Annotated in this window: 11 protein-coding genes; 4 read left to right on the top strand and 7 right to left on the bottom strand. The window is 59.4% G+C overall.

What is annotated here, in order from left to right; translation table 11 throughout:
• Window positions 1-74: 74 nt before the first annotated feature.
• The 5 genes from BQ9843_RS04765 to uvrA all read right to left on the bottom strand — a co-directional run bounded on the left by BQ9843_RS04765 (window position 75) and on the right by uvrA (window position 7,962).
• Window positions 75-1,253: a DegT/DnrJ/EryC1/StrS family aminotransferase gene (locus BQ9843_RS04765; RefSeq protein WP_075844071.1), complete on the bottom strand. Its 1,179-nt coding sequence runs from the start codon at window positions 1,251-1,253 to the stop codon at window positions 75-77.
• An 11-nt stretch (window positions 1,254-1,264) separates the two neighbouring features.
• Window positions 1,265-2,986, bottom strand: a complete 1,722-nt coding sequence (murJ, locus tag BQ9843_RS04770; protein ID WP_082218691.1) for a murein biosynthesis integral membrane protein MurJ — start codon at window positions 2,984-2,986, stop codon at window positions 1,265-1,267.
• Between the two features lie 6 nt (window positions 2,987-2,992).
• Window positions 2,993-3,493 carry a Cys-tRNA(Pro) deacylase gene (gene ybaK / locus BQ9843_RS04775; RefSeq protein ID WP_075844072.1) on the bottom strand — a complete coding sequence of 167 codons (501 nt, stop codon included), beginning with the start codon at window positions 3,491-3,493 and terminating at the stop codon, window positions 2,993-2,995.
• A gap of 79 nt (window positions 3,494-3,572) precedes the next feature.
• The gene (locus tag BQ9843_RS04780; RefSeq protein ID WP_075844073.1) at window positions 3,573-4,841 is read right to left on the bottom strand and encodes a coiled-coil domain-containing protein; all 1,269 of its coding nucleotides are present in this window, start codon (window positions 4,839-4,841) and stop codon (window positions 3,573-3,575) included.
• A gap of 244 nt (window positions 4,842-5,085) precedes the next feature.
• A complete protein-coding gene (gene uvrA, locus BQ9843_RS04785) occupies window positions 5,086-7,962 on the bottom strand; it encodes an excinuclease ABC subunit UvrA (RefSeq protein ID WP_075844074.1) in 2,877 nt (958 codons plus the stop codon).
• A gap of 205 nt (window positions 7,963-8,167) precedes the next feature.
• Between uvrA and BQ9843_RS04790 the strand changes: the two genes are divergently transcribed.
• The 4 genes from BQ9843_RS04790 (at window position 8,168) to BQ9843_RS04810 (ending at window position 14,782) form a co-directional block, all read left to right on the top strand.
• Complete coding sequence (locus tag BQ9843_RS04790; protein WP_075844075.1) at window positions 8,168-10,300, top strand: LTA synthase family protein; 2,133 nt, start codon at window positions 8,168-8,170, stop codon at window positions 10,298-10,300.
• A gap of 109 nt (window positions 10,301-10,409) precedes the next feature.
• On the top strand, window positions 10,410-11,228 hold the full coding sequence (locus BQ9843_RS04795; protein ID WP_075844076.1) for an Mrp/NBP35 family ATP-binding protein: 819 nt from the start codon (window positions 10,410-10,412) through the stop codon (window positions 11,226-11,228).
• 585 nt (window positions 11,229-11,813) lie between these two features.
• Entirely contained in the window at window positions 11,814-13,109 is a 1,296-nt protein-coding gene (locus BQ9843_RS04805) for an NAD(P)/FAD-dependent oxidoreductase (protein ID WP_075844078.1), read from the top strand.
• A gap of 14 nt (window positions 13,110-13,123) precedes the next feature.
• Complete coding sequence (locus BQ9843_RS04810; RefSeq protein WP_075844079.1) at window positions 13,124-14,782, top strand: NAD(P)/FAD-dependent oxidoreductase; 1,659 nt, start codon at window positions 13,124-13,126, stop codon at window positions 14,780-14,782.
• Between the two features lie 3 nt (window positions 14,783-14,785).
• Here the strand turns inward: BQ9843_RS04810 and BQ9843_RS04815 are convergent, their stop codons facing one another.
• On the bottom strand, window positions 14,786-15,097 hold the full coding sequence (locus BQ9843_RS04815) for an AIR carboxylase family protein (protein ID WP_230205587.1): 312 nt from the start codon (window positions 15,095-15,097) through the stop codon (window positions 14,786-14,788).
• 13 nt (window positions 15,098-15,110) lie between these two features.
• Window positions 15,111-17,351 carry an excinuclease ABC subunit UvrB gene (gene uvrB / locus BQ9843_RS04820; protein ID WP_075844080.1) on the bottom strand — a complete coding sequence of 747 codons (2,241 nt, stop codon included), beginning with the start codon at window positions 17,349-17,351 and terminating at the stop codon, window positions 15,111-15,113.
• Window positions 17,352-17,373 lie beyond the last annotated feature (22 nt).

The following is a 17,373-nucleotide window of genomic DNA, read 5'->3' on the forward strand; positions in this document are numbered from 1 at the left end:
GAATCCGGATTCATATACTCAAGCGCTTAAGTATATCTGTTGACGGCATGCGCCGGCTTGGTGCCCGCCAGCTTCTACGAAGAGACCACGCGCCTAACCACCTCGGCAACCTCTGTCGCCTGCGTCGCGCCCTCATTGGTGGGAAGCGTCGCCAGACAGGCCACCATGTGATCGCACACGGCAAGGTTCGAACGATCGCTGGGAACATGGTAGGCGGACTCGTCCAAAACGCCGGGACCTAGCTCGGGGCGGTACCAGCAGCTGGTATAATGCCCTGCCGTGCAGCACTCCTCGATAATCCAGTCTGCCGTGGCGGTATCGCGCACGACGATGGGAAACTTGAGGAGCGGCTGACCGAGCTGCGTCGACGCGGGAACCTCCACGCCGGGCATATCGGCAAAAAGGCGACAGTATGCCCGCGTCGCCTCGACGCGCAGACGCTCGTCGCCATCAAGGCGATCGAACGCAGCGCGAGCTTGTTCACAAACATGGTCACTCGGGCGCATGGGCGCGTAAGAAAGCTCGCCTCGCTGCTCGGCAGTACTCACCGCGGGCTCAAAAAGCCCCAGAGCCGCCAGACCGTGACGCAGACCGCGCGCCACGGGACGCGGCACATGGTTGAATACACGGCATTCATTTACAAAAAGACGCTCGAGCATATCAAGGCGGGCGCCCGATACGGGCAGAACAGACAAACGGTCGCGCACGCGGCGCGAAACAGCCGAGAAGGGGGACGCGGGATTCACCCAGACTGCACCGCCCAAAAGGGTATGGAGCATTTTCTCGATGCCAAAGGAGTGAAACGAGATGTCTGCCAGCGGCTCGCCCGATTCGCCCTTTGCCATCCTGCCCACGCAATGGGCGCAATCTTCGACAAGGAGAGCGCCGGCATCGTGAGCGCGTTGCGCCAGCCGAGCAGTCTCCGTATCGTCCACAATGCCATATGTATGCTGGGCCACCACGGCGCGCAGCTCGCCCGAAGCATCAAGCGCATCGGAGTCGATCATGGCCGTGTCAAAAGACACCTCGCAATAACGAGGCACAAGACCTGCCACCAGGATGGGATCGACCGCTGTGCAGCAGGTGAGCAGCTGAGTCGCCACCTCGCCTGCGCCCATCTCGGCGTAAATCTCCTCAAACGCGACCTGCATGCCATAGCGGGCCTTGAACACCAAGAACCAGTCGGCAGGATCGGTGCCGGTGCGCGAAGCCATGATTTGAGCGATCGATGCTTCCTGTTGAGAGCGTGCCATCGGGGCCTCCTTTACGCGCGTCGCGGAATGAAGCGCTTGACCATAGCGGAAAGAACAGCGACCTCGGGCATCTGGCGCGAGATGGCAAAGCCAAACGTCACGATGAGCGCCGGCACACCGCCAACGATGCAATACAGCAACGACCTCATCATACCGCCGCCCGCGATGGGACCAACCAGCATCTGAAGAAGCATCAGGATGCCGGCACCCACAAGCGCGCCGACAGCGCCCAGCACCAGTGCGCGCACGCCGGAAGCAAAAATGGACTTAAAACCAATGCGGCCAAGCTCGTGGCGAAGGATCGCAAAGGTCACGGCATCGATTGCCACAAAGAAGAAGGTTGAGCTGATGCCGACGATATTGAAGCCAAAGATCGGAGTGAACACGAGGCAGATAACGATCTGAATCGCGCCGGCAATGCATTCGGCAATAGCGAACAGCGACATCTTGCGAAGCGAAGAGCACGCCTTCTGCAGATAGGTGCACACGCCGTAAAACGGCAGCGAAACCGAGAGCCAGGCGATGTAGGTCGAAAGCATCTGGACATCTTCGCTCGACATGCGCGCGCTCTTGAGCATGTTGGACAAGCACGGAGAGAAGGCGATGAGGTACATGGCAAACGGAATGAGCAGGAAAAGAATCTGCCCACAGCCATTGGCGATGCCATCGATGAATTTGGCGATCTTGCCGCTTGCCACAAACGACGAAAGCTCTGTAAACATAGCAGTCGTAATGGGAATGGCAAAAACCGAATACGGCAGGATGTACCAGATGCGCGCGTAATACGTGATGGAGGCGCCGTTCGGATTCACTGAAAGCGAGCAAGAGCTCTGCACCGAAGTAGTGGCGAACGAAACAAAGGTCACGATGAGCGTAGGGATGCCGATAGAGAGCGTCTCGCGAATAAGCGGATCATGAATGTCGATACGCGGCGAGAGCTTTACGCCATGGCGCCTAAGCGCCGGAATCTGCATGACCACCTGAACGAGCACGCCAAGAGGGTTAGAAATGGCAAGGACCATGATGGCTGCGAAGGGCTGCGTCTCGACGAGCACGCCATAGATGAAAAAGGCAGCAGTGATCACGATGTTGTTTGCAATGGGTGCCGCGGTGCTCCACAGGTAATCGCGCTCGGCGTTGAGCACACTGGAGATAACCGATGAGAGCGCATAGAGCACTATCTCGATTGCAAAGAACCTGAAGAAGAATGTTGCCAGGTCAAAATCGAATTCGGAGGATGCATTGAACGCCTGCGTCCAAATAATCTGGCCCGCAAAGATAAAGGAAAGCAGTGCCAGGACGCCCATAAGCAGGGTGACGAGCGAGAGAAGATTGGACGCATAGGCGCTCGCCCCCTCACGCCCTGCCTTCTTTTTTGTCGAAACGTAGACAGGCAAAAATGCCGTAACGAGCATGCCGCCCATAACGAGTTCGTAAAGTGCATTGGGGAGGTTATTTGCAATGGTGAACGCACTCGCAGTGATAGTGGTGCCCATGCCAAACGCCTGAGCCCACGTGCGGAAGAAGCCGGTGATGCGGCTCACGATCACAAGGCCGCTCATAAGGGCAGCCGATTTGCCCACATCCTCGGCAGATGCCTCATCGTCATCGGCTGCCGCGCCCTCTTCCGAAAGAGCGGGGGAAACGACGTCGGGCTCGACAAACGGAGTATTCAGATCGACCGAATCGGACGAAGCAAGATCGTCGGTAATCTCGGTATCAGCGTTAGTCATATGGTCTTAGCCTTTCCTGCAGATAGGAGCCACGATAGCATCGGTATGAGCTATGAGATCTTGGGGCGCAAGCTTGAGCTGAATCCCGCACTTGCCTCCCGAGATGAACATCTCATCATAGAGCAGGCACGAATCGTCTATCAGCGTTGGGAACTTCTTCTTCATACCCACAGGGGAGCAACCGCCGCGCACATAACCCGTAGCGGCCAAGAGCTCGCGAACGTGCATCATAGTGAGAGACTTCTCCCCCGCCGCAAGCGCCGCCGCCTTAAGATCAAGCTCCTCCGCAACGGGAATGCAGCAGACCACATGGTCGCCCGTCGGCGTCGTGGTCACCAACGTCTTGAACCCTTGATCGGGATCTTCTCCAAGCTGTTCGGCAATATGCACGCCCAGCTCATGGTCGCCCTCGACAGCGACCTCGTATGTATTAACGGTATAAGCGACGCCCGCACGCTCAAGCTCGCGCATCGCGTTGGTCTTCTGGATCTTTTCTTTCTTCGCCACGTGTTAGCTCCTGACATAAAACAACCCCAAAGCACCACCCGGGGCGCTTTGGGGTCAATTGCATCGTGTAAGCGCGCGCTTAGTAGATGGGGCCGCCGCCCGCAAAATCTCTATAGTCGGAACCGGCGATATACGTAATGCTGCGAATACCGACGCCGCCACCAGGGATGGAATCGATCATCCGACCCGACCCAATATAGATGCCAACGTGCGAAATGCGGCTGCCGGACTTAAAAAATACCAAGTCGCCGTAAGAAAGGCTGTTCACATCATACGTAAGGTAGCGCACCTTACTGCGGAAGGTCGCAGGGCTGTTAGACCAGGGACCATAGCCCATCGCATAGTCAACCAGGCCGGAGCAGGTAAACCAAGAGGTGCTCGTGCTGCCAGTCCACTTATAACCGGTGTACGAATAGCCGGAACCGATTACGCTATAGGCACGCTGAACCATCGCGGACGCAGACCCGCTTGGAGCAACAGACGCGCCGCCGCCGGAGCTGCTGCCGCCACTTGAAGAGCCGCCACTCGTGCTGCTGCTGGACCCACTCGAGCTTCCGCCGGATCCGTTGTTGCCCGAGGAACTGTTTCCTGAAGAGCTTCCGGCATTTCCGGTCGAGCCCCCATTACCGCCAGAGGAGCCGCCGTTATTACCGGATTGCTGAGCCTGCTGTTGGATAGCGGCAGCCTGAGCACGAGCCTCCTCCTCGGCCTTCTTACGAGCAGCCTCTTCTTCCTCAGCGATCTTCTGTTTGACCTCGGTGGAAAGCTGATCGTAATAGCTCTGAGCCTCAGCTACGGCAGCATTTGCGGCGTCGCTCTTCTTCTGCTGCTCGGAAACGAGCTCCTCCTGCTTTTTCTGCTGCTCCTCGAGGTCCGTCTTCTTCTGCTCAAGAGACTCCTTGAGTGCACGGGTCTCCGTAATCATATTCTGCTGATGCTCTGCAGCCTTGTCGGCGTAATGCACATTGGAGATCAAGCTGCTAAAGCTACCGGAGCTCAACAGCAGTGTGACTACGCTCGCACCGCCCGTCTTGTACTGATCGGAAACAAGGACACCGAGCTCGCTTTGATTGGCCTCGAGCTGCTTTTGCTCCTCTTCGATATCGCTTTGCGTCTGCTCGATCTGAGCCTTGGTATCCTCGAGCTCGGAAGTAACGGTAGCAAGATCGTTACCGGCCTGCTCGGCTGCAGCGCCAAGCGTATTAAGCTGCTTTGTTGCGGCTTCGAGCTGCGTCTGCAGCTCAGCGGACGTTGCCGCGATGGCAGAAACGGGACAACTCCCTAAGGCGAGTACAAAACTCAGCCCAACGGCGGGAATGGCGTAAAGGCTACGTTTAAGGTGCGCCATGTATAAACATCTCCTAACGGCGTGGCAAGCGATACCCACCACTCGTGTCGGTCACCATGCCAAGAAGGCACAAGGCCCGCTTGGCAAAACGTGTAGACACCATAGTAGCAGCCTCACGATAGCGTCGCAAAAGGTTCCACCCGTACTCCATAGGTAAGGAAAAAATGAGACGAGCGCGGTGGGATAATCATCTCCGCGCCCGTCCGTCTCTCATTGTTCGCCCCTCGCAGCATAAGAAGAACTGCTAATCCTTCTGCTGCGCCATCCGCGCACGGTCTCGCTCGAGGAGAGGCTTTAGGAACGCTCCCGTATAGCTCTTCTTGCAGCTAGCAACTTGCTCGGGCGTGCCTGCCGCCACGATGCGCCCGCCGCCCGAACCGCCCTCGGGGCCCAGGTCGATCAGGCGGTCGGCCACCTTGATCACGTCGAGGTTATGCTCGATTACCAACACGGTATTGCCTGCGTCGACCAAACGCTGCAAGACGTCAATCAGCTGGCGCACATCCTCAAAATGAAGACCCGTCGTGGGCTCGTCCAAGATATAAAAGGTCTTGCCCGTCTGACGACGATGCAGCTCCTTGGCCAGTTTCACGCGCTGCGCCTCGCCACCCGAAAGGGTCGTCGCAGGCTGGCCCAAGCGCACATATCCTAAGCCCACGTCATACAGAGTCTGAAGCTTGCGCTTGATCTGCGGGATGTTCCCAAAGAACGCCAGCGCCTCCGTCACGCTCATATCGAGTACATCGGAGATGGACTTGCCGCGATAGGTGACTTCGAGGGTCTCGCGGTTATAGCGCTTGCCACCGCAGACCTCGCACGGCACGTAGATATCGGGCAGGAAGTGCATCTCGATCTTGATCTGCCCGTCGCCGCGGCAGGCCTCGCAGCGTCCACCGCTCACGTTGAACGAGAAGCGCCCGGGCGAATAGCCGCGCGCCTTAGATTCTGGCGTGGAAGCAAAGAGGGCACGCAAATCATCCCACAGGCCGATATACGTCGCCGGATTCGAACGCGGCGTGCGCCCGATGGGAGACTGGTCGATATCGATCACCTTGTCGATCTGATCGATGCCCTCGATGCTCTTATAGGGGCCAACGGGGCGAGTCGAATGATGTACCGCGTTGGTGAGGGCGGGTGCAATGGTATCGGTAACCAAAGAGCTCTTGCCCGAGCCCGAGACGCCCGTCACCACAGTTAGGGTGCCAAACTCGACCTCGACATTCACCTTTTTAAGATTGTTGGCGGATGCCCCCGTGATGCGAAGCGCACCGCGTTCGGGATGGCGGCGCTCGTGGGGCAGACAGATCATGCGCCTTCCCGTAAGATAAGCGCCGGTCAGCGAGTCGGGACAGGCCATGATCTCCTCGGGCGTGCCCGCGCAGACCACCTTGCCACCGTTCTCGCCAGCACCAGGGCCCATATCGATCACGTAGTCCGCGGCGCGAATCGTATCCTCGTCATGCTCAACCACGATCACGGTGTTGCCAATGTCGCGCAGGCGCTCCAACGTGGCGATCAAGCGCTCGTTATCGCGCTGGTGCAGGCCAATCGAAGGCTCGTCCAAAATGTAGAGCACGCCCATAAGACCGGCTCCGATTTGCGTCGCCAGACGGATGCGCTGGGCTTCGCCGCCCGAAAGCGTGGCAGAAGCACGGTCGAGCGTCAGGTAATCGAGACCCACGTCCACCAGAAAGCGCAAGCGCTCCATGATTTCTTTCACGATGCGGCCGCCGATGAACTGCTGACGCTCCGTTAACTGCAGCTGCTCAAAGAACTCGAGTGAATCCTTGCAAGACAGGCAGCAAACGTCATAGATGGACTTGTCCCCCACCGTGACCGCAAGCATTTCGGGACGCAGACGCGCAGCATGACAGGTCAGGCACGGCTCCTCGCGAATATATTTCTCCAAACGAGCTTTGGTGTTCTCGTTCGTCGTCTCGATGTAGCGTTCGTACAGGATGTTGCGCACGCCCGAGAATGTGGTATCCCAATGCGTCTCGTCACCGTTGAGTTTGCGGTAATCGACACGCATCTTTTTGGTTCCCAGACCATCCAAAAAGACCTTCTTCACGCGCGGCGGCAAATCCCTCCAAGGCGTCTTGGGATCGACCTTGAGGTGCAGGCATAGCGCATGCAGAATCTGCGGATAGTAATTGCCGTTGCCAAAGACGCTACCGAACACGCCCTCATCTACCGAAAGCGAAGGATCCTCGATAAGGGCCTCGGCATCGACGACCTTCTTGAAGCCCAGGCCATCACACTCGGGACACGCGCCGTAGGGGGCATTGAAGGAAAAATCGCGCGGCTGCAGGTCGTCGATGGAATGGCCATGCTCCGGACAGGCAAGCGCCAGGGAGTAGGAAAGCAGGTCCCCTTCTGTTCCCTCAGGCGCGTCGCGATCGGGCAGCAGGTAGACCTCGACGTTATCATGCGCGAGCTTGGTCGCCTGCTCTACGCCCTCGGCAATACGGCCCAGACTGTTCTCGCGAATCACGATGCGGTCCACGACCACCTGGATATCATGCTTGTATTTTTTGTCCAGCTCAATCGAATCGTCGAGCGAGCGGACCTCACCGTCCACGCGCACGCGCGAGAAACCCTCGCGGCGCAGGTCTTCAAACAGCTTGGCAAACTCACCCTTACGGCCGCGAACCACCGGCGCCATGATAAAGGCGCGGCGCCCTTGCCCCGCCTCCAGAATCTTGTCCGCCACCTGGTCGGTAGTCTGGCGCTCGATCACGCGCCCGCACTCGGGGCAGTGGGGCACGCCGATGCGCGCAAACAGCAAACGCAGGTAGTCGTAGATCTCCGTTACCGTTCCCACTGTTGAACGCGGGTTTTTGGAAGTCGTTTTCTGATCGATGGACACCGCAGGCGATAGGCCGTCGATGGAGTCAAGATCCGGTTTATCCATCTGCCCCAAGAACTGGCGCGCGTAGCTCGACAGACTCTCCACGTAACGGCGCTGCCCCTCGGCATAGATGGTATCGAACGCGAGGCTCGATTTGCCCGAACCGGAAAGGCCAGTGATGACCACAAGCTTATCGCGCGGGATGGTGACATCGACGTTTTGGAGATTATGCTCTCGCGCGCCACGGATAACGATGGACGAATCGGACATGTATCGAGCTCCTCTTACGATAGATACTGACGCTCGGCGCCTCTTTGGCTTCTCAGTGTAGCGTACCACTCGGACAAATGTTCGTGTTTTGCATGCGATATTCGCACCTCGATTCAACACCCGCCGGTACATCCGCCGTCAAGCTACGATATAGTCGGTACCAATAAAGCCAGGATTTGCAAGCCCTTAAAGAAACCACGCACCCATGATTCAAAACACCCCTCAGCATCCCGCAACCGATCCGATTGTTGCCGCCATACTACTTGTCTCCGCCATAGCAGCAGCCGTCTGGTACGAATGGAAAACGAAACATCGCATCCATCCTTCGACCATCCTTTGGCCTCTCCCCCTCCTCGCTTCCGAGGTCCTCGTTGCCACTTGGGGCATCATGGGCATCTGCCGGGCGGATGCATCTTCTATCTGCATCCACGCGGTCACCACGCTCATCTGTGGCGTCATACCCATCCTGCGGCGCCCGTTTCTCGATTGGCTCGACAAGCAAGATGGAGTCATGCCGTATGTCATCTGCATCGGCCGAGACGCCCTCCTCATGGCGGCAACATCCGTCATATCGGTAATCGCGCTTGAGACCGCCTGCAACAGCGCGCATCTCGCAAGCATCCCAAGCGCATTTTTCTATGCTTCCGCGCTCATCGTCTTCCTCATCACGCTCATCCTCTACTTTGCGGGACAAAGGTGCGGAGGTGCGTGCTGCATCGCAGTCGTCATCTGTTGTGGCTTTGGCATCGCGGAGCATTTTGTCATCGAGTTCAAGGGAGCAGCCCTGCTTCCCAGTGACCTTCTTGCCATGGGAACCGCCATGGCCGTGAGCGAGGGCTACCACTTTACATTCGACGCCAGCATCGTCGCCTCGCTCACCTGGGCAGCCGTCGCCTGCGCGATGCTCTCGCTGATAAGCCCGCCACGGCTGAGCAAGCGTTCGCACGTCATCGCCAACGTGGGCGTCAACATCATGTGCGCACTCATCGCCTGGTCCTGCGTCTCAAGTGCATTTGCCAATGTCAAGCTCGAGGATGCGCTTGAGTTTAGCTATGACCGATGGTGGCCCATCAGCAGCTATCAGACATATGGCTTTATCCCCGTCTTCACCGCGACCGCTCAGAACCTCGAGATCAAGCAACCGGACAATTACTCCGATATCGAAGCGCAGGACATCCAGGCGCAGCTTGCCGCCCAGTACGATGCCGGCCGCGGTTCGAGCCCCGAACGTCAGGCCGCCGTAGCCCAGTACAACGAGCTCAAGCCCACCGTCATCACCATCATGAACGAAACGTTCAGCGATCTGTCCTTCTTCGACGCGCTGCGCGATGCGGGCTACGCCGGACCGCAGTACTTCAACTCGATTCCCGATGCCCTGATTCGCGGCTCGCTCATGACCTCGATCACCGGCGGAGGAACGGCAAACACCGAGTTCGAATATCTCACCAATAATTCTTTGGGCTTTATCGGTTCAGGCAAATACCCCTACAGCCTTTACAGCCTTAAACATGTCGACAGTCTTGCCAAACAGCTCGGCGACGCCGGATATCGCACGCTCGCCATGCACCCCAACCTTCCCGACAACTGGAACCGCCGCACCGCCTATCAAAGCCTCGGATTCTCGAAGTTCCTCTCCATCGATGATTTCCAGGGGGCTCCAAGCTATCACTCCGGCGTTACCGATGCTGCCACCTACGACAAGATCCTTGAAGAGCTGAACAAAAGCGACAGCCCTCAGTTCATTCTGGATGTCACCATGCAAAACCACGGCGGCTACGATGCCGGAACCGTACCGGACGAGGACCTGACGCACTATGCGCCCGCGGGACTTGATGATGACACCTGCGCACGGATGAACGTCTACCTCACCTGCATCGAAAAATCCGATCAGGAACTGTCCGCGTTCATGGAGCAGCTGCGTGAACTCGACCGGCCCGTCGTACTCGTCTTCTTTGGCGATCATCAGCCCACGGTCTCGGCAGCGATGAACGACGAGCTCTATGCGGGCGAAAACAGTCTGGAGCACACTGCGCGCATCTACAGCTCGAACTATTTCGTCTGGGCCAATTACGACGTCGCGGGCGCAGAGCAAATCAGCCAGCAAGAGGCCATCGGCGCAAGCGAGCTTTCCGCCCGCGTGTTCGATCTGATCGGCGCCCCACTTACCGACTATCAAAAGGCACTGCTCGCCACGCGCCAAGATGTGCCCACATTCTCCGGCGTCTGCTACGTAGGTGCCGACGGCCAGCTTTACGCTCTCGACGGCGACTCTCCCTATGCTGCCGTCATCGATCACATTCGCCGTATGCAGTACCTCAACTTCGCACGAAAGCTGTAGACACAACAGCCGCGCGCCCCTCGAAAGGGTGGGTACAATGAAGCTTGTTAAATCGGACACGACGCGTCCGCCCAAAGGCGGGTATACACAGTGAAAGGAGCATGCGCACATGGGCTGCAAACACGCTAACGAAGCCGGCGGGAAAACCGCGCCGCAGGAGTTTGAGGAGAACACCCTCTCCGAGGTCAAGCACGTCATCGCCATTTTGTCCGGCAAGGGAGGCGTGGGCAAGTCGCTCGTCTGCGGCGGCATCGCAACGCAGCTCAAGCGCGCGGGCCACAAGGTAGGCATCCTCGACGCCGATATCACCGGCCCCTCCATCCCCAAAATGTTCGGCATGAGCGGCCGCCATGCGCACGCCCTCGGCAAGCTGCTGCTGCCCGAGGTCACCGAAAGCGGCATCCACGTCATGTCATCCAATCTCGTACTGCAAAACGAGACCGACCCCGTGCTTTGGCGCGGACCCGTTATCGCCGGCGCCATCCGTCAGTTTTGGAGCGAGACCTCCTGGGGTCCGCTCGATTACCTGCTGGTCGACATGCCCCCGGGCACGAGCGATGTGGCTCTCACCGTATTCCAGTCTCTGCCGGTCGACGGCATCGTAATCGTCACAAGCCCACAGGACCTGGTGTCGATGATTGTCGCCAAGGCTGTCAACATGGCCCAGAAGATGGACGTGCCCGTACTGGGCGTCGTCGAGAACATGAGCTATATCGAGTGCCCCGATTGCGGCAAGAAGATCGAGGTCTTTGGCAAGAGCAAGCTCGACGAGGTAGCCGCGCAGTACGACCTCGATATCTTGGGCCGTCTTCCCATCGACCCCGCCCTTGCTGCCGCATGCGATGCCGGCAAGATTGAGGAGAGCCTCCCTGCAGAGTTCCTGCCCCAGGCCGTAGCCGCCTGCGAGGCAGTCGAGGCGCGTGCATAGAGCCGAGACGAAGCCCGGCTGAGGTCTCCTGCGGCACCTTCAGTCGGGCTTTCAATGCGCATCCCGAGATGGGCATCCAAATATCCGTCCAATTAAAATGCAAGTAATCGTGCGCTCCCAAAATGATTGGCGGAAACTCGCGCGTTTTCCGACAGAATCGAAATGACTGGCGGAATCTCGCACGTTTTGCGGCCGAATCCATCCAAGAAACGAATGCAGGGCCGCCAGTCATTCGCAAACGATTGAAAAGCCGCCACTCATTCCCGGCGACGAGCTTGGAAAACATTCGAAAACCGCCAGTCGTTCGCTGCAGCGACGCAAAACGTATGTAAACCCGCCAGTGATCTCCCGGTGCCCGCCTCGACATCCGCCCACGTTGCCGTCGACAACAACGTGCGGTTTTCCGGCAATCTCCCGATGCCCGCCTCGGCATCCGTCCAGGACCCATCCGTCGAATGGGCAGCGAAAACCCATACCCCGCATTCATGCCAATACGTCTCGAGCCACAAAACGTCGGCAAACGTCGGCCGCGTGCTATAGTCACACTCAATCAGAATCACTTCAGTTTCATTGAAAGGCCCTTTTGTGCCCTCCAGCATCTACGACATCGCCATCATCGGCGGCGGAGCCTCTGGGCTTGCCGCTGCCATCGTCGCCGCTCGCGAAGGCGCGCGCGTTCTCGTAATCGAGCGCGACGTCGAAGCGGGGCTCCCCCTTCTCGCCACGGGAAACGGCCGCTGCAACCTGAGCAACGAGAGCCTGGATCCGGCGCATTACCTGCATCCCGGTATCGCGTCTCGCGTAATGGGGCCCACACCGGAGCGCGACATCGCCGAGTTCTTTGACTCCCTCGGCCTCATCAGGACATCCATCGATGGCCGCCTCTACCCCATCACACGACGCGCCGAATCGGTTCGCGACGTACTGCTCGGTAGCTGCACACGCGAGAACGTTGCCATAGAGCGTGCGTGCACGCCCGTGGCCGCACGATACGACAAGGCGGCGCGCACCTGGTCGCTTGAATGCCAGCGCCCCACCCAACCGCTCAAGGCCAAGGCAGGCGTAGACGCCAAAGCCAAGCTTCGCGCCCTCCGCAGAGCCTTGCGCGATGCCAAAATGGCACACGTCGCGTTCCAGGCGCGTGCCGTCATCATCGCCGCCGGCGGCAAAAGCTCCTCCATTGCCGATATCTTTTCCCTACCGTACCTCGCCGCAAGCCCGGTTTTGTGTCCCCTCGCGGCAACGCCATGCGATACCGCGGGACTACCACTCGAAAGCAGCGCTCTTAAGGCGCTTGACGGTCAACGCATCCATGCAACGCTCTCGCTTCCCGGCTCTGGATGGGCGGAAACGGGCGAGGTGCTTTTTCGCGCTTACGGCATTTCCGGCATCGTCGCTTTCAACGCCTCTCGTCGTGCACACGCAGGCGACACACTCGAATTGGACCTTCTGCCCGAGCTGTCCGACGCCGCGCTGCATACGGAACTCGAACGTCGGGTATCCATGCATGCGGCGTCCCCCGCACATAATCCCAGCTGGTTCGACGGCCTACTCGCACGTCCCGTCGCCTTGCTCGTCTTCGCAGTTGCCCAAGAACAAGCAGACCTCGAGAGCCTCGGACATGCCATCAAGCATGCCCTCTTCGCCGTTACCGGAACCGCCGACGAACAGTCCGCGCAAGTGCACCGCGGCGGCATCCCCTTCGACATCGTCAACCTGGCCACGCTCGGCATCGACTCACCGCAGTCGCCACAATTATTTGTCTGCGGTGAGGCACTCGACATGGACGCCGATTGCGGCGGCTTCAACCTTGCCTGGGCGTGGCTCTCCGGCATCCGTGCCGGCAGGGCAGCGGCCCGTGCAGCCCAAGAGACTCGATAACCCGAAAGGTCATCATGATCGAGATCACCAACATCAAGGCCAGCCTCAAGCAAGGCTCAACGGAAGAATCGTGCCTCAAAGCCTGCAAGCGCGAGGCGACACGCCTCCTGAATATCCAATCGCAGGACATCGCCCGTATCGTGCTGCATCGAAAGTCAATCGACGCACGCAAGAAAAGCAACGTTCACTTCATCCTAAGCGCACACATTCAGCTGTCTAACCGCGCCCAAGAGCTCGCATGCGTGGAGACGCTCGATGAATCCGCTCGCAAGAACATCCATCTCATCGATGGCGACGAGCCGCACTTCCCGCAGCCCGACGCAATCGGCCACCGTCCCGCATTGCGACCCGTCGTCGTAGGCACGGGCTGCGCAGGCCTCTTTGCCGCCCTCACTCTGGCCCATGCCGGCCTTGAACCGCTCCTTATCGAGCGCGGCGCCGATGCCACACGTCGGACGCGCGACGTCGAGCACTTCAACCGCACAGGCGAGCTCAACGCGAGCAGTAACATCCAGTTTGGCCTGGGCGGCGCCGGCACATTCTCCGACGGCAAACTCACCACAGGGACCAAAAATCCCCTCCACCGGCTCATCCTTCAGACTTTTGTGGAAGCCGGAGCTCCGCGCGAGATTCTTTGGGACGCTAAACCGCACATCGGCTCCGACATCCTGCCTGCCATCGTCACCGATATCGTCGCCCAGATCGAAAACCTTGGGGGCGAAGTACGCTTCAATACCCAGATGGTCGATATCGCACGCACCACAGCGGGCGCCATCTCGTCCATCACCGTGAGCAGCGCGGATGCAGGCGGGATCAAACGCGAGGAGACGATCGCCACCTCACGGCTCATCTTGGCCTGCGGCCATTCTGCCCGCGATGTCTTCGCCCTGTTGTCCCAGCGTGATTTTTCCCTCCAGCGCAAGACCTTTGCCATGGGCGTTCGCATCGAACATCTCCAATGCGATATCGACCGCGCTCAATATGGAAGCGCCGCAGGGCATCCCGCCCTGGGGGCCGCCCCATACAAGCTTGTCGCCCACACCAAAAACGGTCGCAGCCTCTTTTCGTTCTGCATGTGCCCTGGAGGCCAAGTGGTCGCGGCGACATCGGAGGCACATGGTGTGGTCACCAACGGCGCAAGCCTGTATGCCCGCGACGGCGTAAACGCCAACGCGGCGCTGCTCGTCAACATCAATCCGCAGGACCTCCCCGGAGACGATCCCCTTGCAGGCGTCGATCTTCAGCGCTCATGCGAACACCGCGCGTTCGAGATCGGAGACGGCGCATACCGGGCACCCGCGCAGCTTGTCGGTGACTTCATGGCGCATCGCCCTAGCACGGGCGCGGCGACGGTCGCCCCCACCTATCCGCGCGGCGTGACTTGGACCGAAATCGATCCGTGCCTTCCCGTCCACGTTGCAGAGACGCTGCGTCTGGGCATACCCGCGCTCGGGCGTAAACTGCGCGGATACGACCATCCGGACGCTGTGCTCACTGCCATCGAGTCGCGCTCGAGCTCGCCCGTGACCATCGTGCGCGACTCCTCATGTCACGCACTCGGCGCAGAGGGCCTCTACCCCTGTGGCGAGGGGGCGGGCTACGCCGGCGGCATCATGAGCGCCGCCACCGACGGCATCCGCTGCGCGCAGGCGCTCATCGCAGACCTTCGTTAACCCTTATACATCAAGGGCCGCGGCGGCACGCGGTCCCAAGTGATTGATGAGGCTCGCCTGATAAGCGGCACCAAAGCCGCTGTCGATGTTGACCGCCGAAACGCCACTCGCGCACGAGCTGAGCATAGCCAGCAGAGCCGTGAGCCCCTCGAAGCTCGCCCCATATCCCACGCTTGTGGGAACCGCGATCACCGGGCAGCTTACCAAGCCGCCGATAACGCTCGCCAATGTACCTTCCATGCCCGCAATGGCAATGACCACGCGACCGGACGAAAGCTCTTGCGCGTGGGCGAACAGGCGATGGATTCCCGCCACCTCCACGGGTCCGTTACCTCTTTCCCTTGAACCCGGTACGGCGGCGAGTGCCGCCAAAGGCCGAGCCCTTACGAGCGCCCGCGCGCAGACGCTCGATGATCTCTTCCTCGGTGCCGCCCTCGGCAACCGCTTTGAGCTGCACGAGCGTATCGCGCAGGTTAGCCGCCTGCTCGAAATCCATCGCCTCGGATGCAGCGCGCATATCCTCTTCCATCGCGGCAATCACGCGCGCAAGCTCGGCCTGAGGCAGCTTGGCCATCTCCCGCACCAGCTCGGAACCCGTTTGTTCGGGCGTATCGCCAGTAGCGCTCTCCCCGCCCGCCGGCGTGAAAAACTCGCCGTGACCCAGCGTATCCCCGCGGCTGCGGTCGCGCTTGCCCACGTTCTCCGTAGCCTCGGCGATAAAACTCGAAATGTCGTTGATGGCCTTGCGCACCGTCTTGGGCTCGATATGGTGCTCCTCGTTGTACGCCATCTGAATCTCGCGGCGGCGCTGCGTCTCGTCAATGGCCTCGCGCATCGAATCGGTGACGGTGTCGGCATACATGATGACCTCGCCCTCGGCATTTCGCGCCGCACGGCCGATCGTTTGGATAAGGGAGCGGCGATTGCGCAGAAAACCCTCTTTATCTGCATCGAGAATCGCCACAAGCGACACCTCGGGCAAATCCAAGCCTTCGCGCAGAAGGTTGATGCCCACAAGCACGTCGATCTTTCCGCGGCGTAGGTCGCGCAGAATCTCGACGCGATCCATCGTGGCCGTATCCGAGTGCATATAGTTGACCTTCACGCCCGCATCAAGCAGATAGTCCGTCAGGTCCTCCGCCATGCGCTTGGTGAGCGTGGTCACAAGCACGCGCTCGTGGCGCGCCGTGCGCTCGCGAATCTCATCCAGCAAATCGTCGATCTGGCCGCGCACCGGTCGCACGTCGATCTTGGGGTCGAGCAAGCCCGTAGGACGAATAATCTGCTCCACGTTGTTTTGAGACACGCGAAGCTCGTAGTCGCCCGGCGTCGCCGATACGTAGATGAACTGCGGAATGCGCGCCTCGAACTCATCGAAGCGCAACGGACGGTTATCGAGCGCCGAAGGCAGACGAAAGCCGTGCTCCACCAGCGTCACCTTGCGCGAACGGTCGCCTTCGTGCATGCCGCGAATCTGCGGCACCGTGACATGGCTCTCGTCGATAATGCAAAGCATGTCCTTGGGAAAGTAATCGATAAGCGTAAAAGGCGGCTCTCCGGGGCGGCGCCCATCGAGGTGACGCGAATAGTTCTCGATACCCGTGCAAAAACCCATCGTCTCGAGCAGCTCAAGGTCGTAATCGGTTCGTTGCTGCAAGCGCTGCGCCTCGAGCAGCTTGTCCTCGGCCTTGAGCTCGGCCACGCGCTGCTCGCACTCCTCCTCGATGGTCTTGAGAGCCGCCGTCACCTTGGGTTTCTCGGTCACGTAGTGCGAGGCGGGCCACACAGGGATGGCGTCGTACTCACGCAACAGTTCGCCTGTGACCTCATCGATCTCGGCAATGAGCTCCACCTCGTCACCAAAGAACTCAAAGCGCAAGGGGTGCTCCGCATACGGAGGATAGACATCAACCACATCGCCACGCACGCGAAACGTACCGCGTGCAAGGTCATAGTCATTGCGATCGTATTGGATATCAATCAGCGCGTGGATAAAATCATCGCGCTCAAGGGGCACCTTCTTGTCCACATTGGGAGCCAAGCCCGCGTAATCCTCCGGGCTGCCGATACCATAGATGCACGAGACGCTCGCGACCACAATCACATCGCGGCGCGAAAGAAGCGATGCCGTCGCCTGATGGCGCAGCATCTCGACCTCTTCGTTAATGGAAGAGTCCTTTTCGATATACGTGTCGCTTTGCGGAACATATGCTTCCGGCTGATAGTAGTCGTAGTACGAGACGAAGTAGACCACGGCATTATTGGGGAAAAACTCGCGTAGCTCAGAGGCCAGCTGCGCTGCAAGCGTCTTATTGGGCGCCATGACAAGCGTTGGCTTGCCCACTGCTTCGATGGTCTTTGCCATGGTAAACGTCTTGCCCGAGCCGGTCACGCCCAGAAGGACTTGGTAGCGGTCCCCCGCCTCCACCCCAGCCCTAAGCGACTCGATCGCCTGCGGCTGGTCGCCCGAAGGCTCGTAGGGCGCCACAACCTTAAAGTGCACGTCCTCACCCGCGACTCCGAATCGTTTGAGCTCTCCGCCCACACGTTCGACCTCGAATGCGGTCATCGTGCATCACCTCGATCAATCG

It is taken from the genome of Collinsella bouchesdurhonensis, from assembly GCF_900155365.1.
Taxonomy (GTDB): domain Bacteria; phylum Actinomycetota; class Coriobacteriia; order Coriobacteriales; family Coriobacteriaceae; genus Collinsella; species Collinsella bouchesdurhonensis.

What these genes read in the sequence shown, in the direction of transcription:
- BQ9843_RS04765 (WP_075844071.1), bottom strand. Translation starts at nt 1,253, where the DNA reads ATGGCACGCTCTCAACAGGAAGCATCGATCGCTCAAATCATGGCTTCG.
- murJ (WP_082218691.1), bottom strand. Translation starts at nt 2,986, where the DNA reads ATGACTAACGCTGATACCGAGATTACCGACGATCTTGCTTCGTCCGAT.
- BQ9843_RS04780 (WP_075844073.1), bottom strand. Translation starts at nt 4,841, where the DNA reads ATGGCGCACCTTAAACGTAGCCTTTACGCCATTCCCGCCGTTGGGCTG.
- uvrA (WP_075844074.1), bottom strand. Translation starts at nt 7,962, where the DNA reads ATGTCCGATTCGTCCATCGTTATCCGTGGCGCGCGAGAGCATAATCTC.
- BQ9843_RS04790 (WP_075844075.1), top strand. Translation starts at nt 8,168, where the DNA reads ATGATTCAAAACACCCCTCAGCATCCCGCAACCGATCCGATTGTTGCC.
- BQ9843_RS04795 (WP_075844076.1), top strand. Translation starts at nt 10,410, where the DNA reads ATGGGCTGCAAACACGCTAACGAAGCCGGCGGGAAAACCGCGCCGCAG.
- BQ9843_RS04810 (WP_075844079.1), top strand. Translation starts at nt 13,124, where the DNA reads ATGATCGAGATCACCAACATCAAGGCCAGCCTCAAGCAAGGCTCAACG.
- uvrB (WP_075844080.1), bottom strand. Translation starts at nt 17,351, where the DNA reads ATGACCGCATTCGAGGTCGAACGTGTGGGCGGAGAGCTCAAACGATTC.